The 19,800-nt window shown below is 73.9% G+C and carries 17 protein-coding genes and 2 tRNA genes; 1 reads left to right on the top strand and 18 read right to left on the bottom strand.

Annotated features, from left to right (window positions below):
* Positions 1 to 89 precede the first annotated feature (89 nt).
* From CBP52_RS15300 to CBP52_RS15260, 9 genes are all read right to left on the bottom strand, one after another.
* Positions 90 to 1,127 (bottom strand): lantibiotic dehydratase C-terminal domain-containing protein, encoded by a 1,038-nt coding sequence (locus CBP52_RS15300; RefSeq protein WP_094181683.1) that lies wholly within the window; start codon positions 1,125 to 1,127, stop codon positions 90 to 92.
* A complete protein-coding gene (locus CBP52_RS15295; RefSeq protein WP_094181682.1) occupies positions 1,124 to 3,847 on the bottom strand; it encodes a lantibiotic dehydratase in 2,724 nt (907 codons plus the stop codon). The genes CBP52_RS15300 and CBP52_RS15295 overlap by 4 nt, the downstream gene beginning before the upstream one ends.
* Positions 3,844 to 5,370, bottom strand: coding sequence for a nitroreductase family protein (locus tag CBP52_RS15290; RefSeq protein WP_198303484.1), 1,527 nt, complete (start codon positions 5,368 to 5,370; stop codon positions 3,844 to 3,846). Before CBP52_RS15290 ends, CBP52_RS15295 begins: the two co-directional genes overlap by 4 nt.
* 83 nt (positions 5,371 to 5,453) lie before the next feature.
* Positions 5,454 to 7,277, bottom strand: coding sequence for a TOMM precursor leader peptide-binding protein (locus CBP52_RS15285; protein ID WP_094181680.1), 1,824 nt, complete (start codon positions 7,275 to 7,277; stop codon positions 5,454 to 5,456).
* A complete protein-coding gene (locus CBP52_RS15280) occupies positions 7,274 to 9,379 on the bottom strand; it encodes a TOMM precursor leader peptide-binding protein (protein ID WP_094181679.1) in 2,106 nt (701 codons plus the stop codon). The genes CBP52_RS15285 and CBP52_RS15280 overlap by 4 nt, the downstream gene beginning before the upstream one ends.
* Positions 9,380 to 9,386: 7 nt before the next feature.
* Complete coding sequence (locus tag CBP52_RS15275) at positions 9,387 to 11,123, bottom strand: BTAD domain-containing putative transcriptional regulator (RefSeq protein ID WP_094181678.1); 1,737 nt, start codon at positions 11,121 to 11,123, stop codon at positions 9,387 to 9,389.
* Between the two features lie 10 nt (positions 11,124 to 11,133).
* A complete protein-coding gene (locus CBP52_RS15270; RefSeq protein ID WP_157732670.1) occupies positions 11,134 to 11,343 on the bottom strand; it encodes a hypothetical protein in 210 nt (69 codons plus the stop codon).
* Positions 11,344 to 11,384: 41 nt separating this feature from the next.
* Entirely contained in the window at positions 11,385 to 11,570 is a 186-nt protein-coding gene (locus CBP52_RS15265) for a hypothetical protein (RefSeq protein ID WP_094181676.1), read from the bottom strand.
* A gap of 465 nt (positions 11,571 to 12,035) precedes the next feature.
* Positions 12,036 to 12,108, bottom strand: a tRNA-Arg gene (locus CBP52_RS15260).
* A 175-nt stretch (positions 12,109 to 12,283) separates the two neighbouring features.
* Between CBP52_RS15260 and CBP52_RS15255 the strand changes: the two genes are divergently transcribed.
* Positions 12,284 to 12,742 carry a GatB/YqeY domain-containing protein gene (locus CBP52_RS15255; protein WP_094181675.1) on the top strand — a complete coding sequence of 153 codons (459 nt, stop codon included), beginning with the start codon at positions 12,284 to 12,286 and terminating at the stop codon, positions 12,740 to 12,742.
* A gap of 89 nt (positions 12,743 to 12,831) precedes the next feature.
* Here CBP52_RS15255 and CBP52_RS15250 read toward each other — a convergent pair whose 3' ends face one another.
* From CBP52_RS15250 to CBP52_RS15210, 9 genes are all read right to left on the bottom strand, one after another.
* Positions 12,832 to 13,863, bottom strand: a complete 1,032-nt coding sequence (locus CBP52_RS15250) for an LLM class flavin-dependent oxidoreductase (RefSeq protein WP_232514532.1) — start codon at positions 13,861 to 13,863, stop codon at positions 12,832 to 12,834.
* Between the two features lie 76 nt (positions 13,864 to 13,939).
* Positions 13,940 to 14,677: a bifunctional 2-polyprenyl-6-hydroxyphenol methylase/3-demethylubiquinol 3-O-methyltransferase UbiG gene (locus CBP52_RS15245; protein WP_094181673.1), complete on the bottom strand. Its 738-nt coding sequence runs from the start codon at positions 14,675 to 14,677 to the stop codon at positions 13,940 to 13,942.
* 42 nt (positions 14,678 to 14,719) lie between these two features.
* A complete protein-coding gene (locus CBP52_RS15240; protein ID WP_094181672.1) occupies positions 14,720 to 15,538 on the bottom strand; it encodes a hypothetical protein in 819 nt (272 codons plus the stop codon).
* Between the two features lie 46 nt (positions 15,539 to 15,584).
* Positions 15,585 to 15,944: a hypothetical protein gene (locus CBP52_RS15235; protein WP_157732669.1), complete on the bottom strand. Its 360-nt coding sequence runs from the start codon at positions 15,942 to 15,944 to the stop codon at positions 15,585 to 15,587.
* Positions 15,945 to 16,029: 85 nt separating this feature from the next.
* The gene (locus tag CBP52_RS15230) at positions 16,030 to 16,689 is read right to left on the bottom strand and encodes an HIRAN domain-containing protein (protein ID WP_094181670.1); all 660 of its coding nucleotides are present in this window, start codon (positions 16,687 to 16,689) and stop codon (positions 16,030 to 16,032) included.
* Positions 16,667 to 17,599, bottom strand: a complete 933-nt coding sequence (locus CBP52_RS15225) for a hypothetical protein (protein ID WP_157732668.1) — start codon at positions 17,597 to 17,599, stop codon at positions 16,667 to 16,669. The genes CBP52_RS15230 and CBP52_RS15225 overlap by 23 nt, the downstream gene beginning before the upstream one ends.
* A gap of 223 nt (positions 17,600 to 17,822) precedes the next feature.
* Positions 17,823 to 17,915 (bottom strand) — tRNA-Ser (locus CBP52_RS15220).
* 62 nt (positions 17,916 to 17,977) lie between these two features.
* Positions 17,978 to 19,270 (bottom strand): threonine/serine exporter ThrE family protein, encoded by a 1,293-nt coding sequence (locus CBP52_RS15215; protein ID WP_094181668.1) that lies wholly within the window; start codon positions 19,268 to 19,270, stop codon positions 17,978 to 17,980.
* Between the two features lie 4 nt (positions 19,271 to 19,274).
* Complete coding sequence (locus CBP52_RS15210) at positions 19,275 to 19,706, bottom strand: YchJ family protein (RefSeq protein WP_094181667.1); 432 nt, start codon at positions 19,704 to 19,706, stop codon at positions 19,275 to 19,277.
* Positions 19,707 to 19,800: the final 94 nt, after the last annotated feature.

Genomic DNA, 19,800 nt, shown 5'->3' with positions numbered 1-19,800 from the left:
GACGTACACCGTCGCGGCGCCGCGGGTCAGCGGACGCGACACGAGCAGACCGCGCCGCAGGCGCGGGGTCGCCTCCAGCAGCTGCGTGGTCATCTCGCCGCCACCGCCAGCTCCTCGCGCAGCACCCGGAACATCAGGTACGACAGGTAGGCCTCGTCGCGCAGCGTGACATGGAAGCGGTTGTTCGTCATGTGCAGGTACGGGGACAGCAGCGTCCGCAGCGCCTGCGCGGGATCGCTCTGGCGGATGTCCGTCGTGCCGTCCCAGCTCGAGAACACCAGCACTCCCGCCTCGGCGAGCTCGACCACGCGGTCCCGCAGCTGCGCGGAGTGCTCGGCCCAGCCGCGCAGCGTGCGCGGCAGCGCCTCGAGGTCGCCCGACTCGAGCGCGTCGAGCACCGACGTCATGCGCGCCGCCACCTCGGGGGCCATCGGCTCGTACATGCGCTCGTACTCGGACGTGCCGACCAGGTCCGTCCCCGAGAACGCCCGGTGCCAGAAGTGGTGGTACTGCTCCAGGAAGTCGGCCAGGTCGCGCCGGTCCGGCAGGAACGTGGCCGCCATCACCAGCATGAGCTGGGCGGCCGTGCCGAGCAGGACCGTGCGCAGGTGCGCGTTCGTCGTGCCCAGGACGTCGAGGACCAGGTCGGTCGAGTGCGTGAAGTGCCACTCGGCCAGCTCGACTCCCGCCGGGCCGCCGTACTTGCCGTACTCCGGCTCGTACGGGCGGTACTGGAACGAGTTGTTCGGCTGCAGGACCATCCGGCCGTCGTCGCCGATCAGCTCGGCGGGACGGCCCTGCGGGAACTCCAGCTCGAAGAGGATGTCGAACAGCTCCCCGAGGTAGCCGTGGCCCATCTGGTAGAGCGCGGGCCGCCGCTCGAGGTACGCCTGGACCGCACGCTCCGCGCGGGCGCGCACCTGCGGCTCGACGTCCGGCGTGACCGGCCGCAGCCGCAGCCGCACGTGCGCGCCCTCGAGCCAGTAGTTGATGAAGAAGTGGCCGGCGGTCAGGCCGTCCGCCTCGAGCTCGGCGACCAGCGGGGCGATGCACTGGGTCAGCAGCGGCTGCGGGTTCGCCGCGTAGAAGATGTGCATGGCGAACCAGTCGCCTGCGGGTGCGGTCATCGTCCGGCTCCGTCCTGCGTCGGGGCGTCCGCGCGGAAGGTCTCCAGCGCGATCTCGGTCACGTGCCCCCGGCCGTCGGCCGACCGCAGGGTCAGGTCGTCGGGCCCGGGGAGCATCTCGGCCACCACGGCTTTGTCGGCCGGGTCGGTGACCATCGCCTCGAAGGCCTGCAGCGAGAGCACGCTCGCCAGGTCGAGGAACTGCGGCTTGGGCGACGCGGCGCCCGTGCGCTGCGCCGGGTACACCGTCACGAACGTCTGCAGCGGGATGCCGTGGGTGCGGCGCCACCGGTGCCAGCCCAGGAACCAGTCGGCGTCCGACTGGCCGGGGGCCCGCAGCGGCAGGTCCGCGCCGAGGACCGCCCAGCTGCGCCGGGACAGGACCACCGAGCCGAGCCGCACGCGAGGACGGGTCGACACCCCGCCGGTCGTCACGGTCTTCGGCACGCCGCCCCACACGTCGAACCGCACCATCAGGGTCGGCGAGAGCAGCAGCAGCGTGCGGGCGATCTTGGGCAGCGCCATCGGCACCAGGTAGCCGTTGTAGACGGGGACGACCTCGCGCTCCAGACGCCGCGAGCGCAGCACCAGCCGGTCCCGGTCCGCGTCGTGCAGCAGGTACAGGTCGTCGAGCGGGATCTGCTCGTCGGCCGGTGCGTCGCTCGACTCCCCCGGGCAGACGATCACGTGGTCCGTGAGCCGGCGGTGCAGGTTGAGGTTGGACGTCGCGGGACCGCCCGTGACCTCGGCGTACACCGCGTCGGACGGCAGGTGCGCGGCCGCCGCAGCGCGCAGCGTGTGCGCCAGCGGGCCACCCGCGACGTCGTCGAACGCGTGCGTGAACCGGCTGAACGGGAACGACGGACCACCGAACGACTGGTTGAGCACCAGCATCCGGTCGTCGGCGCCGACGACCTGCGCGAAGTGCCCCAACGGCCGCGGGCCGCCCGTGACCCCGTCGAGCGCGTCACCGATCAGCCCGACGACGTCGGGGTCGAGGAACACCTCGGGCTCGCCACCGGCGACCGCGTCGCGCACGTGCGCCGACAGGCGCTGCCGAGCGTCGTCGAGCACGGCCAGCTCGGGCCGCCCCAGCCAGTCCTCCTCCGGGACGTACTGCTCGTCGTCCCACGTGCGGCGGTCCGCGGTGTACGACGAGTACTGGTCGTACAGGTCCTCGTGGAAGTCCTCGACGACCCGCAGCAGGTCCTCCGCGCGTCCACCCCGGCCGAACCGGGCGACGAAGAACCCGAGCAGCACCAGGCGGTGCGGGAACGACACGTCGAACGCCGGGATCAGGCGCTCGACCGCGGCCAGGTCCGCACCGAACGCGTCCCGCCACGGCCGCGCCGCGATCGCGACGAGCCCGTCGCCGAGCCGGACGTCCTCGTACAGGATCGTGCGGGGCAGGGACCGCTCGCCGCCGAGCCCGTCGAGCAGCTCGAGCAGCAGCTCCCGCAGCGCGGCGAGCACCGCACGCCGGCGGTCCAGGTCCGCGGTGGGCAGCTCGTCCACCAGGGCCACCGGGCCGTCCAGGTCGCTCGCGAGGTCGTCGGCCCACGGCGCACCCACGCGCTCGAGCGCCGCCTGGAACCCGCGCAGCGGGTCGGGGGTGTGCACCAGCGTCTGGAAGCCCGGCAGCGCGAGCATGCCGAGGTCGAGCAGGATCGTCAGGTACTGCTCGCACTGGTCCGCCTGCGCGCCCGTGCGCTCGGCGAGCCAGCCGACCACCGCACGCGCGCTCGCCGACCCGCGGTCGTTGAGGTAGCCCGTCAGCGCGTCCAGCGTGCCGCTGCGGCGCAGGAAGTACAGGCCGTCGCGGATCGAGTCGAAGCTCACCGACGCGTCGTCGTCGCCCATCGTCGTCCAGTGCCGCACGTACCGCAGGCGGTCGCCGTCGCTGCGCCAGCCGGGGCTCAGCGTCACCTCGAGGTCCGCGCGGCGCGCGGGGTCCCGCAGGATCGCCTCGACCAGCCGGGCGATCACCGTCACGTTGATGCGCACGTGGCTGCTCGCCGGTCCGGGGACGTCCCGCACGGGCTCGGCCCACTCGCTCAGCTCGGCCGCCGCGACGCCCGTCATCGTCGAGAACGGGCTGGTCTTGCACGCCGTGCGCGCCACGTAGGACAGCAGCGACCGCTCGACCTTGCGCAGCCGCTTCGCCGCCGGCCGCGCCGCACCCGGCGCGGCCATCGAGACCAGCTGCTGGTCCAGCGCCGGTGACGCGAGCTGGATACCGCGCCGCAGCGTGGGGTCGTCGGCCAGCTCGAACAGCCGCAGGCGGGCCGCGTCGGTGTCCGCCGCGAGCACCGCCGCCCCGTCGTCGACCCGCCGCGCGAGCGTGCCACGGCGGTCCTCCCACGCGGCCAGTCGCGCCGCCACCTGCGGGCTCAGGTCCGCGAGCGCCGCCAGCACGCCGTCCAGGTCCTGCGGCAGCACGTCCTTGAACACCTGGCGCCGGACCGCGAGCAGCCGCCGGCGCAGACCGTCGTCGTCGAGCCCGCCGATCACCTCGTGCAGCAGGTCCGCGAGCTGCGCGGACTCGGCGGACAGGTCGTCCTGCGCGTCCAGCACCTCGTGCGCCCAGCGGGTGGCGGCGAGCGTGCGCAGCCCGTCCGTCACGTCCCACGGCAGGCCCGCGACCCGCAGGCCGACGTGCTCGCGCAGGGTCCAGCGGGTCCCCAGACCCGTCACCTCGGTCGTCGTCGTCACGTCGGTCACCCCAGCTCGTAGCGGTAGTCGCCGCCGCCGGCCCGTTCGTGGCCGAGCAGCATGATCAGCAGGGGCGCCTCGTCCGTGACCGTGGTCCCCAGACGCTCGGCGTAGGAGATGTTGTCGAAGCCGAGCGCCACCCCGGCGCCCAGCCCCAGGGCCGCCGCCGCCGTGTAGAAGTTCTGCGAGACCGCGCCGATGGCCGCGTTCACGACGTTGTAGCCACGGGCCCCGACGGCGTCGAGCACCGCGTGCGTGCGGACCGTCGGGACGATCACCACGGCCGTCTGCTCGAGGTTGTAGTTCGCCAGGAAGTAGCTCTGCTGGAGGAACTCACCCGGCTCGTCAGTGCTGACGAGCCGCAGCGCGTTGGCCTCGGGTGCGTACTCGTACACGCCCGCCGGCACGTCCGTGACGTGGTTGACGAACACGTACAGCTTGACCAGGGTGCCGTCGTCCGGACCGTCGATCTCGCTCGGGACCCGCGCCGCGACCGACGCGGCCAGGGCCGCCGCGAGCTCGGCCGCGCTGATGGGACGGCCCTCGAACCGGCCGAAGCTGGACCGGCGGCGGCGCAGCGCCGTGACGAGCGGCATCGTGAGACCGGCCGGCTCGGGCAGCTCGATCACCGCGCCGTCCGCACGAGGCACTGCACCCACGCCCGCGAGCGAGCCGACCGCCGGGCGGTCCGTCGCGGCCGCGGCCGTGGTGCGGTGGATCGTCGTGAGGGTCGGGAACTCGATGACGACCTTCGAGCGCTCACGGTCGGAGCGCACGACGCGACCCCTGCCGGGCTCCCGCCCGGTGGCGGGAGCCTGAGCGCCCGCCCACGCGATCGGCACGACCGCGAAGAGGCCCTCGGCGTCCGGCTCGAGGCCCAGCAGGTCGGACAGGTCGCCCTGGTCGAACCACAGCACCGGGTTGATCAGCCGGCCATGCGCGCCCGCCCACGTCCGCCAGGTCTGCAGGGTCGTGCCGACGTCCATCGACACCGCGTGGTAGGAGAAGCTGTTGTACTTGAACGCGTTCTGCCAGTACTTGACGCCCACCACCAGGAACTGGGAGGCGTCGTCCGCCGCCGGCCCGACGATGCGGCGCAGACGCTCCACCACGTCCCCCGCGACGAGGCGCTGCATCCCGTGCTGCGCCGGGCTGTAGTAGTAGACGCCGGGGCTGACCTCCGCCCCGGGACCCGCGACCCAGTACGTGCTGCACGGGTACAGCCCCCCGCCGGACGCCGTACCCCGGTACCAGTTCGCGTACTGGTAGGCCGGGAGCGAGACGAGGTCGGTGTTCGCGGTCGGCGCCAGCCGACGGCCCTGCAGCGCGTACGAGAACTGCAGCATCGCCGACAGCGACGGCAGGTCGAACGGCTCGTCGCCGCCGGCCGCCGCGAACCCGTCGGCGACCGTCGGCGCGTCGTCGTCCGCCGTGATCGCGACGTCGGGCAGCGGGAAGGTGACCGCCCCCGGGTACAGCTTGTGCCGGCGCGGGGCGTCACCCCAGTTCGGGACGAAGTCCTCGGGGGGCATCGGGATCCTGCCGCGATGCATGATCGCTGTCGCGTAGTCGTGCGCGTAACCCATCGGAGGGTCCTTTCCTCAGTGGCTCACGGTCAGGGGAAGGGGTGCGGTGCGGGGTTGATCTCGTCGTCGCGCAGGTCCCGGTCCATCAGGCCGGCCTCGCGCAGCGCGGTGCGCACGCGGCTCGAGTGCGGCGCCCGCTGGCGCAGCCACCCGAAGTCGATGGGCACGAGCCCCGGCACCGTGACGCTCACGGTGTGCAGCCCGAGGGCCTCCTGCTCGGGCGTCGTCTGGTCGACGACCACCACGTCGAAGCCGCGCGCGGCGACCTGCTCGACGCAGTGCGCGAGGTCGGTGCGCAGGTCGTCCGCCAAGGGCGGTGCGGGCCGGTCGGCCCCGAACGTCTCGGCCACGCTGCGCGGCTCGTCGCGTCCGTCGAGGAGGAACGCCGCGTGCCCGCGCATCTGCGGCAGGCCGTACACGTGCGGGTGGTCGTGCAGCCCGTACATCGCCGTGAAGTCCGCCGCCATCGCCTCGTAGCGCTCGCGGTCCCAGCCCACGCGCATCGGCGCCATCAGGCAGTCGGTGCCGATCTCGCACAGCGCCGCGGCGATCGCCGCCTCGGGGTCGAGGCCGGCGCCCGCGCCGAACGCCAGGGTGCCGAGGCCGCCGTCACGCCGGACCGCGACACCCACCACCACGGGGATGTCGAACGACAGGCGGGCGTCGAAGAACCGCGCCTCGTACCCGTACATGTCGAGGCGGTCGACCATGCACCGGGTGCTCGCCAGGGCGCTGGTGCGCGGGTCGATCTCCGGCAGCGACCGCCTGGCGAACCACGCGACCAGGAACGCGTCCCGCTCCACGAGCTCCATGAGCCCGTGGTAGGTCGCCTCGGTCAGGGACGACCCGGACGCGCAGCCGTTCGACGTCTCCTGCACGAACCGCTCCGTGACCGGGCCCGCGTGGTAGTACGCCAGGTTCTCGGGGACCAGGACCGCGCGGTCGTCGCGCAACGACCAGCCCCACACCCACGGGATCGGCCGCTGCGGGTCGAACCGCTGGATGTGCGGGTTCTTCTCGTAGAACTCGTCCCGGTAGAGGCCCCCGACCCGCGGGTCGACCGCGCCGTCGCCGAGCTCCGCCAGGCTCGCGTGCACGGCGGTGCGCCGGCCCCGCGGCCGCAGACCCGCCGCACGCTCGAGCCCTTCCAGGACCGCCACCTGCGTGCTCACGCGGACCGAGTCCGCGTGACCGCCGTACAGCGTCTCGCGCAGGTACTCCCCGGCCCGCAGGCCGAACGTGCCGTACGCCGGCGCCGTCGAGCGCGAGGTCATCTCGAACCACATCGACGTGCCGAGCGCGCCGCTCACCGGGTTGGCGTACGCGTCGGTCTCGAGGCCGTAGTCGTCGAGGGGACGCGAGCGGAAGACGGTCGGGGCGGGCTTCGGTGCGAGCGTCAGCTCGGGCCGCAGCGGCACGTCGTCGCGGGCCGTCCCGCAGCGCGGGCACTCGGCGTCCGGGACGAACGGCACCCGGCGCACCTCGAGCGACTCCAGGTCGACGCGGTAGACGCTCGCGTACGGACCCGCACCCGCCGCGGCCTGCTCGGCCGCCGCCAGGACGGCCTCCACCGCGTCCCGCTGGAACGCCAGGAGGAACGGGCTCTCGGCGACCGCAACGGACGGCCCGCCGAGCTCCAGCGCATCCCGCAGCGACTTGTCGCGGGCCGCCTGCCAGCGCCGTGCCAGGCACGTGCCGCACGACGCCCCCGAGTCGCCCGCGCCCGGGAACGGCCCGACCAGCCCGTGCGAGCCGGCGACCAGCACCCGCGTCGCGACGTCCTGCGCGTCGGCGGCGAGCTCGTCGTGCAGCCCCAGGCGGTGCGCCTCGAACCGCGGGGCCACGGTGGTCACCGGCGCACCGCCGTCAGCAGCACCCGCACGGCCACGAACCCGCCCGCCGCGACGTCCACGCCGCCGACCTGCACGGCGAACGCGTCCTGCCCGGCGGTCTCGAGCGCGGCCCGCACCTCGCGCCACGTGGTGGCGCGGTCCAGGGGCGCGTCGGTGGTGGTCGCCGCGACGAACGTGCCCGCGTCGAGCTCGGGCAGCACCGGGTCGTCACCGTCGACCAGGCCCGCACCGGCGACCTGCACCCGGCCGACGAGGTCACGCAGCGCGGCCACCGCGGCGTCCCGCCAGGACACGTCGGCGGCCACCGCCCAGACCGGGCGGCCGGGGGCCGTCGTGCGGGCCACCACGACCGGGACCGGCGCGTGCGCCGACAGGTCCAGCACCTCGACGTCCACGTCCAGGTTGCGGGCCGAGCGCAGCAGGAACTCCAGCTCGACGTCCGTGCGGAGGCTGTCGAGCGCGACGCCCTGCACCGCCCCACCGCGGATCGTGGCCTGCAGGGCCGCGTACGCGAGCGCACCGGCGAGGCCCGCACGCACCGCCGCACCCGCCGTGTCACCCGCGCCGCCGCCCGCGGGCGTCGGCTCGAAGCCGTGCGTCGCGTTGGCCGCACCGAGCGGCTCGGCCGCGGCCAGCGGGACGGCCACCTGGTCGCCGCTCAGGAGCGACGTCGCCGCGACCCACGGGCCCTCCTCGACGAGCTCCGGCCGCACGGCGGTCACCAGGCGCTCGGCCACGCGCTCCATCTCGGCTCCCGCCGGGGCCGTCACGGCGTCCCGCGCGGTGACGCCGACGACCGCCGCGGCCAGCGCGCGCTGCCGCGCCCCCGCCACGTGGTGCAGGTCGAACGCGGGGACGGAGCGCCGCTCACCGGTCGCGGACGCGACCTCGACGACACCCACCTTGATCGGGGTCTGCAGCAGCGTGTCGTCCGCGTAGCCCGCGAAGACCCCCACGTGCGGCTGCAGGAGCGGCTGACGCGCGTTGAGCGCGGCCACGACCTCCTCGTCGGACAGGTCCGGGACGACGGCCGGCTCGACCCACGCCGTGACGTCCAGCTCCTGCGGCGCCGCCGAGCAGAACGGGCAGCGCGGGTGCACGAGCAGCGGCTCGGCGATCACGTCGAGCGACTCGATGTTCTGCACGACGACCTTGCCCTCGGTCTCGCCGGGCAGTGCGCCGGTGACCACGCGGAACGCCTCGTAGGCCAGCAGGTTGCCGACCATCGACGCGAGCGGACGACCGAGCGGACGCGCCGAGCGCGGGGCCGGCCCGGGCAGCGTGACGCCCGCCCACAGCGGCGCGGCCGCGGCCGCGTCGTGCGTGCTCGTCAGACGCAGCACCGCGCACACCCAGCACCCCGCGCCGCCACGTCGCATCGTCGGGCCGACGACCGCGCGCTCGCCGTACGTCCACGTCGGGATGAGGAGCGCGCCGTCGGGCACGCCCGCAGCGAGCAGCGCGTACGTCTGACGGGCCGCGGTGTCACCACCGGCGACGAGCACCACGTCGGCGTCGGACAGGTCCGCCCAGGTCACCTCTCCGGTCACGGCACCGAGCTCGACGACCTCCGCACCGTCGCCCGCCTCGGCCTTCGCCGCGAGCGCGACCGGGCCGGGCGTCACCAGGACACGCGCCGCGCCGTTGCGGACCAGGCCCTTCGCGGACGCGACCGCCACGGCGTCGTCGCCGAGCACCGCGACCGTCGTCGCGCGGAACCGGGCGAACCGTGCCGGGGCGTCGTCGACGTAGTGGTCGATGTACGCGATCTGCGCCGCGAAGCGCTCGGCGTCGCCCGCGTCGATCACGTCGGGACCCGCCTCGGGCGTGTCCCGCGCGAAGCCCCGCTCGTACAGCGTGCGGATCAGCTCGCCGATCATCGCCTTCTGCGCGTCCGGCAGCGAGCCGCACAGGTCGGCGACACGGTTCGTGCCGTCGAGGTAGGGGACCAGCAGGGTGGCCAGGCGGTAGCCCGACGCCGTGGTCAGCCGGAACCCGCTCGACGTGTTGTGGAACAGGACCCCGTCGGGGGTCTTCGTGAAGATGACGTCACGGCGGATCCGGGGCCGTGTGGGGGCGATCTGCTCGTACGACGTGCTCATGGCGGTGTCAGCCCTTCGAGGTGGGTGCGGTGTCACGGACGGCTCGAGCGCTGTCCCGCGCGCACAGACGCACGAGGTCGCTCAGGGTGTAGCTGCGGGGTGGGACGGGTTCGACGAGGCACGCGTCGACGAGCTCGTCGAGGTAGCGCTCCGCGGTGCGCGACGGCACGCCGAGCAGCACGGCGCAGTCGTCGAGGGACAGGACGGCGGGCCCGGCGTCCGCGAGCCGCGACAGCCCGGCCGCGAGCGGCTCCGTGAGGTGGGCCACGGCGTCGCCGAAGCGCCGCAGCACCGACATGGTCGGGTCGCCGGGCAGGGAGAGCCGCCCGAGCGGGTCCTCGGCGAGCCGGTCGTACGCGTCGGCGAGGGTCTGCGTCGGCTGGGTGAGGATGCGGGCCGCGGCGATCCGCAGCGCCAGCGGGACACGCCCGCAGAGCTCGGCGATCCGGCCCAGGTGGTGGCGGTCCGGCGACGCCGCCCGGTCCGGGCCGAGCGCCGTGGACAGCAGCGTCGACGTCTCGTCCTCCGGGAGCGGGCCGAGCCGGTGCAGCCACCCGCCCTCCCGGGCGAGGAACCCGGCGAGGCTCGTGCGGCTCGTCAGGACCACACCGTCGTCGCCCGACACCATCGAGACCGCCTCGTGCGCCTGGTCGACGTCCGCGACGTCGTCCAGCACGACGAGCCGGCGCCCGGCCGCGGACGGCCCGACCAGCAGGTCCTGCAACGCGTCGCCGCGCCGCACCGCACCGGACCGGTCCCGCATCTCGACGAACGTGGTGCCGCCCGTGTACCGCGCGGCCATCAGCTCGGCGACGTGCCGCGCGAGAGCCGTCTTCCCGATGCCGAACGGCCCGGTGAGGACGATCGGCGAGGCCGGGTACTCGGCGAGCCGCTCGCACATGAAGCGGATCGCGTCCGCCCGGCCGACGAGCGGCCACCTCTCGGCGCGCACGCGGCCGGCCTCGACGCGGTGCCGCTCGGGCCGCACCCCACCCGGCTGGTCGCCGCGCAGGATCGCGAGCTCGAGACGCTGCAGCGCCGCGCCCGGGTCGATCCCGAGCTCGTCGTCGAGGTGCCGACGGATCCGGTGGAACTCCACCAGCGCCTCGGCCTGCCGGCCCGTACGGTGCAGCGCCTCGATCAGCAGCTCCGCGACGTGCTCGTGCGCGGGGTACCGGCGGGCCGCGTCCCACAGCGCGGGGAGCGCGTCCCGCGCCATGCCCTGGGCGAGCTTGAGCTCCCACACGCGCTCCGCGACGCGCAGCCGCTCGTCGAGGAGGCCCGGCAGGAGGTCACGCTGGACCATCACCGACGGGACGTTCGCGAGCGGCGTGCCCTCCCACAGGTCGAGCGCCAGCTCGAGCTGACGCAGCTCGAGCTCCGCGCTCCCCTGGGCCGCAGCCGTCGCGACGGCGCCGCGGAACCGCGCCAGGTCGAGGCACTCCTGCGGGACCGTCATCCGGTACCCGCCGGGCACGGTCTCGACCGTCCGGCCGGGGACGTCGTGCGCCTCGAGCGTGCGGCGCAGCCGCATCATGCTCGTGTGCAGCGCCTGCTTGGCGGCCGACGGCGGCTCGTCGTCCCACAGCGCCCGCTGCAACGTGCTGCGCGAGACGGCCGCGCCGGCGTCGAGCAGCAGCATGGCGAGCAGGACGGCGGGCTTGCCCGGTGCGAGCACGGCTCCTCGTGAGCCGGACCCGACCGCGACCGGGCCGAGCACGCGGAACGCGGCGGACGTCGTCATCGTCGCCTCCTCACGCCCGCGCTGACCGGGGAAGGGTGTCGGCCTCGCGCCGGGACATCGAGAGCCACAGCCCCTTCGCCCAGGCCCGCTCGGTGCGGCCCGGGAGCGCGGGGGGCGCGGGCACGTCGTCGGCAGCGCTCGGGCGGTCGTGCTGCCCCTCGTCGGGCCGCCCCGCGACCTCGCGTGCGTCCTGGGCGTCCGCCCCGTCGTGCTCCGTCATGGCGCTCTCCTCGCTCGGTGCCGTCGCCTGGGTCGGGTCTCTCACCAGTCCCAGTGGCGGCCGGCGGTCGGGACGTTCGGGGCCGGAGGAGCGGTCGGGGTCGCCGTCGGCGTCGTCGTGCCCGCCGGCTCCTGCGTGCCGTCGTCGGCCTGCGCGGCGACGCCGGCGAGACCGACGGCACAGGCGGTCAGGAGCAGGGCGGCGACGGTGCGGCGGATGTTCGACATGACGTCTCCTGGTGAGCTCGTGGTCGGCGGTCGTGGTGCGCCCCGTCCGGGGTGCGACATGACCAGGCTCGACGGCTCTCACAGGGGTCCACAACGCCAGGTTGAGGCCATGGCCGGATGGTGCCGCGGGGTGCGTGGGCACTCCCCTGCCACCCGGGCCCCACGGGCGGAACTTCCGCATGATCACGCGGATCTACGCCCTCGACGGGCCGTTGCCGCACCCCCGACGACCGGTCGGCAGGAGGTGGCCAAGGCACGATCCTGACGCCCCGTCACCACCCGCGGACAACCCCTGCACCGCCCTCTGGACCGTCGACCGCGCACGTCGCGGACCGAGTGCTGACGTCCTGCGTGCGCGGTCGCGCACGAGCGTCAGCAGTCGGCGCTCGGGGGTGGGCCGGGCCGGGTGCGGTGGGGCCGGGGACGACGAAGGCCCCGGCGGTGATCGCCGGGGCCTTCACGATGCGCGCCCGAAGGGACTCGAACCCCCAACCTTCTGATCCGTAGTCAGATGCTCTATCCATTGAGCTACGGGCGCACTGACCCTTGCGGGCCGGGGTAGACGATACAGGCCAGCACCCGTCCCGCCCAAACCGGATCAGGGTGACGCTGCGCACGACGAGCGCGCGAGGGCGCCGTGCGGGCCTCTCGTGCGGGCCTCTCGTGCGGGTATGCGGTGGCCCGCGCGACGACGAGCGCGAGACCATGGCTCCATGAGCACCCCGACCCTCGACCGACTGACCGCCGACCTGACGACCGCCATGAAGGCCCGTGACACCGAGCGCACGAGCGTGCTGCGCCAGGTGATCGGTGCCGTCCGGGCCGAGGAGAAGGCCGGGCCCGCGGTCAAGGAGCTCACCGAGGACGACGTGCTCGCGGTGCTGAACCGCGAGGTGAAGAAGCGCCGCGAGAGCGCGCAGATCTACACCGACGCGGGCGCCGCGGACCGCGCCGCGACCGAGACGGCCGAGGCCGACGCGATCGAGACCTACCTGCCGGCGCGCCTGTCCGACGACGAGCTCGCGGCGCTGGTCGGGGCGGTCGTCGCGGACCTGGGCGCGAGCAGCATGAAGGACATGGGCGCGGTGATGAAGGAGGCCACGGCCCGCGCGGGCCTGGCCGCCGACGGCAAGAAGCTCTCGGCCCTGGTCCGCTCGGCCCTGTCCGCCTGACCCCCGGCTCCTCCCGCCCGCTCCGGGTGGACGTCGTCCGGTGCGACCGGACGGCGTCCACCCGTCGTCGGGGTCAGGAGGTCAGAAGGTCAGGAGGTCAGGAGGGCGCGGACTCGCGGGGCGACCTCGGTGCCGTACAGCTCCACCGCGCGCAGCAGGTGCTCGTGCGGCAGCGGGCCGTGCGCGTACTTCAGGTCGAACCGCTGCACGCCCAGCGTGCGCACCACGTCGGCGATGCGCCGGGCCACCGTCTGCGGCGACCCGACGAACAGCGCGCCCGAGGCGGCCTCGGCCTCGAAGTCGTCGCGGGTCATCGGCGGCCAGCCGCGCTCGGCGCCGATGCGGTCACGGTTCGCCTTGAAGTGCGGGAACAGCAGGTCCCGCGCGGCCTCGTCGGAGTCCGCCACGAACCCGGGCGAGTGCACACCCACGGGCGGCACCACGGCGTCGTCGCCGTGCAGCTGCCGCACGGCACGGCCGTACAGCTCGACGAACGGCGCGAACCGCGCGGGCGCCCCACCGATGATCGCGAGCATGAGCGGCAGCCCGTGCCGCGCCGCGCGCACCACCGACTCCGGCGTCCCGCCGACCCCGACCCACACGGGCAGCGCACCGCGCTCGGTCGTCGGCCAGGCGCGGGCGGCGTCGAGGGGTGCGCGCGTGCGGCCGGTCCACGTGACCGGGCCCTCGGACCGCAGGCGCACCAGCAGGTCGAGCTTCTCCTCGAACAGGTCGTCGTAGTCGGCCAGGTCGTAGCCGAACAGCGGGAAGGACTCGACGAACGAGCCGCGCCCGACCTGGATCTCGGCGCGGCCGCCGCAGATCCCGTCGAGCGTCGCGAACCGCTCGTACACGCGCACCGGGTCGTCCGACGAGAGCACGGTGACCGCCGAGCCGAGCGTGACGCGCTGCGTGCGCGCCGCGATCGCCGCGAGCACCACCTCGGGCGCGGACACCGCGAAGTCGTCGCGGTGGTGCTCCCCGACCGAGAAGTGGTCCACGCCGGCACGGTCGGCCGCGACCCCCTGCTCGACCACGTCACGCAGCACCTGGTGCTGCGGCACCGGCCCGCCGTCGCTCGTCGTCGTCACGTCGCCGAACGTGTCCAGCCCGAATGTCACCCGCTGCTCGTCGCTCACGCCGGTGAGAACGACGCACGACCGCGGACGATTCCGGTGCGGCCGCTGAACGGGCCGGTCAGCACGGGTGCAGCTCGACCAGCCACGACAGGTAGTGCTCGGTCACCACCCCGCCGAGGTCGCGCACCGCGAGCGCGACGGCGTCGACCTCGTCGGGCGTCCAGTCGCTGAACGTCGTGAACAGGCGCCACACCTGGTCGGCGTCGAGGTCGACGCTCCAGCGGAACGTGCGCACCGGGTCGGCGCGGAACAGCCCCGAGCGGGTGAGTGCGGCGACGCTCTGCACGGCGTCCTCCGCGTCAGGACCGGGGCGCGGCGGGCGCGTGCGCCGCGCGACGACCTCCGCGACCCGCGCCCGGAACGGCGTCGGGACGGTGCGGTCCCCGAACACGTTGCGCCACACCAGGAAGGTGCCGCCCGGGGCGAGGGCCCGGTGCACGGCGGGCAGCACCACGTCGAGGTCGAGCCAGTGCACGGACGTCGCCGCCACGGCCAGGTCGTACTGCGCCTCACCCAGGTCCACGTCCTCCGCACGCGCGACGACGACGGACGCGGCCGGGTGCGTGGCGCGCAGCCGCTCCGCGAGCCACGGACCGGGCTCGACGGCCGTGACCGCGAGCCCCGCGGCGAGCAGCGGGCCGGTCGCCTGACCGGTACCGGCCCCGAGCTCGAGCACGCGGTGCCCGGGCGTCAGGTACCCCGCACGGCGCAGCTCCTCCCAGAGCGCCGCGGGGTACGGCGGACGCGCGTCGGCGTACACCGCCGCGTACCGCTCGAAGTGCCCGGGGTCGACCACCCGCCGAGCGTACGACGCGCCTGTGACACACCGGCCGGGACGTCAGAACGCGTACGTGACCGACCAGGTGAGCTCCTCGCCGGGGGCGAGCGCGTGCTCCAGGAACGGCTCGGGCGACACGGTGTGGTGGTTGCCCCACACCGCGAACCGGCCGGGCGCGTAGCTCGTCGTCATGGTCACCGCACCCAGCAGGTCGTGGCGGTGCTCGAGGCGCACGGGACCGCCCGCCGCGTGCTCGAGCTCCGCGTACGGGCCGACGTGCCCGGGCGGCAGCGCACGGCGGCGCACGGTGTGCTCGTCGAGCACCTCGAAGCCGTCGTCCTCGGCCAGACCGAGCGCGACCGAGCTGCGGAACAGCTCGTCGGACGCCGGCTGCGGGAAGAACGGGTGCGGGAACCACACCACCGGGAGCACCGCCTCGTCCGCGGCGTTCAGCAGCGTCGTCGTGGACGTCAGGATGCGTCCGACGAGCGAAACGGTCCGCTCGAGCGCGCACGCGTGCTCCGCGAACGCGTGCGCGGTGCGGAACCCCAGCGTCGGCCCGTCGTGCGTGACGTCCCACGCGCACGGCTCGACCACCCGGCGCGCCTCGAGGTCGCACACCCCCACGCCCAGGACGAGCGCGCGCGGCTCGGGTCCGGGACCGTGCAGCGGCGCGAGCGCGAACGCGTCCGGGATCCCCTGGCCGTCGAACCAGTTGAACGAGTCCGGGTACGTGGGGCCGGACATCAGCGGCCCGCGCACCTCGTCGTGCACCTGGAAGACGTAGCCGCCCGTGCAGTACCGCACGCCCGTGCGGTCGCGGTCCGCGACGGGGTCGAGCACCTGCACCCGCAGCTCGTCCGTGAGCAGCTCGAACATCGCCTCTCCTGCCGGTCGACCCGCACGGTACCGCGGCTCGTCGGGCTCACGCCCGCGCGACCACCGCGAAGACGGGCGAGTCCGGGTCGTGGTCGGCCCCGGCCACGTCGCCGTACACCTCGACCTCGCCGAACCCCGCGGTCGCGAGCTCGCCGCGGACCTCGTCGGGCGTGAGGCACTGCATCCAGTTCCAGAACTGCCGCGTGCTCCCGTCCTTCGTGATCGTGTAGCGGTCGAGCACGAGCCGCAGCTCCGGGTAGGTCCACGTCTCGTGCACGCCGTGGTACGGCGGCTCGGCCCAGAACCCGCCGTCGAGGTCCGGGCCCTGCTCGACCCCGGGCCGCACCTGCGCGAACCGCGGCGCCGCGACGCCTCCGGACGTCCACCCATCCGCTCGACCTCCCACCCCGCTCGACGACCCAGCCGGGACCGCCTCACGACGACCGACGCACTCCCCTCGCGCCGTGGAGCTCCGGCACGCTCGCCCAGGGTCAACCGTCGTAGCGGCCGTCCAGGCGCACCAGCAGTCGCATGTGCATGCCGACGGCCGCGGGGTTCACTCGCTCGACCGTCAGCTCGTAGGGGGCCCGCATGATCTCGTGCACGTACTCGAGGAGCGGCCCCGGCACGTACCCGAGCCGTGCTCCGTCGTCGGTCACCAACAGGGCGCGAGCGTCGACAGGGTTGTCCGGTTCACGACGCAACGAGAGACGAGCACCCGGCGCGAGTCGGTCGATGGCGGCGCGTTCCGAGGGCGTCAGGTGCCGGATTCCGTGCACGAGGAACCGCAGGCTGACATCGCCGGGATGGGGCAGCGGCGTCAGCTCGTAGGTGTCTCCCGTGCGGCCGCCTCCCGATCTTGCGAGCACCTCGAAGGGACCGGCGCCGCTGGGCAGGCCCAGGTTCGCCAGTGTCTCCGTGCGCTCCGGCCGATGCGGATCGATGACGCGCTCGGCGAAGATCGGGAAGAGCGTCGCACTCTGATGGGTGCTTCCGAGCGGTAGGCCCGGAAGCGGTCGCGCGGTCCCAGGTTCGTACGTGAAGGTGTAGAGCGCGCCGTCGAAGCCCAGCGTGCCGACGCGGACGAACCGGCGTGTCGTCGGATCCTGGCGACTGACCAGGAGCTGGTCAGTCCGCAGCAGTGTGGCCATCGCTCAACCTCCTCCGGTTCTCCAGTATGACGCGAGACATGAACGTAGCCGCGACCACTGACATGCGTTCGCCCGGCGCGTCGAGTGCCGGCTCGACGCAGTCCGCGTCCAGTGACACGAGCCGGTCGAGCCAGAGGGTCGCTCCGGTCCGCGACACGGCTTCGAGCGCCAGGTCCACCAGCTTCTGCTTCGGAGGGACGAAGGGGTTCGCCTCTCCTCTGCGGGCGAAGGCCAGAGGGTCGCGCGCGCGACGATTCGCGTCCGTCATGCCGGCGCCCAGCGCGCTGCCGTGATCGAACGTCGGCGCCAGAGAGCGCTCGCCTGCCGCCGATTCGAGGAGCGCCCAGTTGCCGGGGTGTCGATCGCCGTTGCCCACGAGCGCATCGAGGACGAGATAGCCGGCGAACACCGCCGACGCCGTCATTCCCGTGACCCCGGGCGGCGGACCGACACCCTGGAGCACCTGGTCGACCGCGTCGAGCGAGTAGCCCTGATCGCGGCGCATCCTCCCGACGGGCTGGCTTTCCGGCGCATCGTCCAGCCGCGCGTAGCCCGTCACCTCCGGAAGGTACGTCCGACCCGAGAAGAGGCCGTATCCCGCCGGCGCGACGTTTCGTGAGATCAGGCCGAGCTCCCCGTCACACACGGCGAACTGGCACTCGGCGGCAGGGATGCCCAAGACCTGTGCGAGCCGGGAGACCCCGACCTCAGCGCAGTCCGTGAGCGCTCGCTGCGAACCGTCACCCGTGACCTGGCGGGACTTCCAGAGCCACTGCTCGTGGCGCGGCGTGTCCGCGTCCGGCGCGACCCAGCGCTTGTTCGGGTCACGCCCGCCGGGTTCGTCACGGATCACAGCCCATCCGGAGACGTCGACGACCACGGCCGGGCCGAGCGAGCGAGCTGCGGTCATGACCTGCTCAGCCGCGTCGCTCGGCACAGGGTTCGCACGTCACACCTGGCATACGTGCCACACCAGCGTCGAACGGACCGTTCGGGACAGGGTCGTCGATCACCGTCTCTGGCACGTCCCCATCCTGCCGCAGGCGGTGGGGGTCGAGAACAGCAACTCCCGACAGGATCACGTCCTGCCGGGAGCCGTCCGGACTACCGCGCCCTGGTTGCCCAGGACCTCATGGCGGAGACGGTGGGATTTGAACCCACGGAAGGGTTGACCCCTTCACGGCCTTAGCAGGGCCGCGCACTAGACCTGGCTATGCGACGTCTCCAAGTGCGGACAGGGTACCTGTGCTGGTCGTCGTGCGGCAAAAGCCGTCCGACGACGCGTGCGTCACCGGTCGAACGCCCAGGTCCGGTCGGTCAGCATGCGGGCGACGGCCAGACCGATCGAGAGGGACGCGACGACGAGAGCGGCCTGCACGCCGTACGCGAGCGCGGTGAGCGTGTCGCCGTCGGACAGGTGGAAGATCGCACGGTACGCGAGCACGCCCGGGACCATGATGACGACCGCGGGGACCGCGACGGTCACGCGTGGGACGTCCCGCTGCGGGGCGAGGTACGCCGCGAGCAGGCCGACGACGAGCGCCGCGAGCGCGGCCGCGGCCTGGGTCACCACGCCCGCGTCGAGCAGGAGCAGCCGGCCGACGTTCGCGAGCATCCCGACGGTCGCCGCGAGCAGCGCCATGCGCCACGGGCTGTTGAACATCAGCGCGAACCCGATCACGCCCAGGAAGCTCGCGACGAACCGCAGCCCCCACAGCACGGCGGGCGCCAGGTCGGGCGCCGGCGGCACGTCCGGCTCCAGGCCGACGACCGACGAGACCGCCCACACCGCGAGCGCCGCGGACATCAGGACCATGAGCGCGTAGGTCAGGCGTGACAGGCCCGCGGAGAAGTCGAGGCGCGCGAGGTCCAGCGCGCCTGCGACCAGCGGGAACCCCGGGATGAGGAACAGGACCGCGGAGACGTAGCCGGCCTCGTGACGCGTGGTCAGCGCACCGAGCTCGTGCAGGCCGGACACCAGGCCGAGGTACGTGAAGCAGGCCAGCGTCGCGGCGAGCATCGTCACGCCGAACGGGTTGTAGCCGCGGTGCAGCATCGCCCGGCGCAGCAGCTGCCCGAGCCCGGCGGCGATGAACACGCCCCCGACCTCGACGGGGCCACCGTTGTTGAGGAACGCGAACGCGGCACACGCGATCGCGGACCACAGGGCGTTGAGCAGCGCGGGGTAGAGCGCGGGCCGCGACTGGATGCGGCGCACCTCGTCGAGCACCTCGTCGACCGGGATCGGCACGCCCGTCTCGTCGTACCGGCGCTCGAACCGCGACACCATGCGCTCGATGAGCGCGAGCCGGTCCGCGTTGACGCCGACCGAGCGGACCTCCGCGACCTCGGTGCGGAACGAGCGCCCGCGGTGCGAGGTCGCCGTGATCTCGGTGAGCGTCACGTGCGCCTCGTGGCGCTCGACGCCCATCGCGCGGGCGATGCGGGCCATCGACGCCTTGACGCGGTACGAGCCGGTGCCGCCGGACAGGCTGAGCCGGCCGACCTGCAGCGCCGCGCCGGAACGGCGGATCAGGTCGAGCTCGTCGTCGTCCGGGAGAGCCGTGGAAGGTGTCGTCACGGGGTCAATCCTGGCGTGCGTCGCCGTCGAGGTACTGCCAGCCCTCGGGACCGCGCGCGAACCGGCTGAGCTCGCGCATCGAGCCCGGTCCGGCCGGGCCGCGGTGGAACGCCTCGAACTCGACCGAGCCGTCGGTGTCGAACACGCCGCCGCCGCTCGTCGCGAGCACGTCCAGGCGGTACCACCGGACGTCGGGGTCCAGGTCGAGCACGGCGGGCCGGGTCGACGCGTGCCAGGTGCGCAGCAGGTGCGCGGCGTCCCCGACGGCGAACGCGCTGAACCGTGAGCGCATGAGCTGCTCGGCCGTGCCTGCGGTCCGGTCCTGGCGGTGCAGCGGGCCGCAGCACTCGTCGTAGGTCAGCCCGCTGGTGCACGGGCAGCGCGTCTCGGTCACGGCTCCAGTGTGCCCGCCGGGGCGTGGCCCGCCGTCGCCCATGGTCCCAGACCCCGAACCGGAGGATCCGTCCGCTCTGGGCGAATATGCGTTGACCTGCGCGGTCGAGGCGAGGTCTGCTGGCTTCCGTGCGACG

The organism is Cellulomonas sp. PSBB021 (assembly GCF_002240455.1).
In the GTDB taxonomy this organism is placed as follows: domain Bacteria; phylum Actinomycetota; class Actinomycetes; order Actinomycetales; family Cellulomonadaceae; genus Cellulomonas; species Cellulomonas uda.
The sequence above is the reverse complement of the archived record's forward strand: the minus strand, read 5'-3'. Positions and strand labels throughout refer to the sequence as shown.

Excerpts from the sequence above, each read along its gene's own strand:
- CBP52_RS15225 (WP_157732668.1), bottom strand. The coding sequence starts at position 17,599 with ATGACCGCAGCTCGCTCGCTCGGCCCGGCCGTGGTCGTCGACGTCTCC.
- CBP52_RS15255 (WP_094181675.1), top strand. The coding sequence starts at position 12,284 with ATGAGCACCCCGACCCTCGACCGACTGACCGCCGACCTGACGACCGCC.
- CBP52_RS15265 (WP_094181676.1), bottom strand. The coding sequence starts at position 11,570 with ATGTCGAACATCCGCCGCACCGTCGCCGCCCTGCTCCTGACCGCCTGT.
- CBP52_RS15210 (WP_094181667.1), bottom strand. The coding sequence starts at position 19,706 with ATGGGCGACGGCGGGCCACGCCCCGGCGGGCACACTGGAGCCGTGACC.
- CBP52_RS15270 (WP_157732670.1), bottom strand. The coding sequence starts at position 11,343 with ATGACGGAGCACGACGGGGCGGACGCCCAGGACGCACGCGAGGTCGCG.
- CBP52_RS15290 (WP_198303484.1), bottom strand. The coding sequence starts at position 5,370 with ATGCCCCCCGAGGACTTCGTCCCGAACTGGGGTGACGCCCCGCGCCGG.
- CBP52_RS15275 (WP_094181678.1), bottom strand. The coding sequence starts at position 11,123 with ATGACGACGTCCGCCGCGTTCCGCGTGCTCGGCCCGGTCGCGGTCGGG.
- CBP52_RS15240 (WP_094181672.1), bottom strand. The coding sequence starts at position 15,538 with ATGTTCGAGCTGCTCACGGACGAGCTGCGGGTGCAGGTGCTCGACCCC.
- CBP52_RS15300 (WP_094181683.1), bottom strand. The coding sequence starts at position 1,127 with ATGACCGCACCCGCAGGCGACTGGTTCGCCATGCACATCTTCTACGCG.
- CBP52_RS15230 (WP_094181670.1), bottom strand. The coding sequence starts at position 16,689 with ATGGCCACACTGCTGCGGACTGACCAGCTCCTGGTCAGTCGCCAGGAT.
- CBP52_RS15280 (WP_094181679.1), bottom strand. The coding sequence starts at position 9,379 with ATGAGCACGTCGTACGAGCAGATCGCCCCCACACGGCCCCGGATCCGC.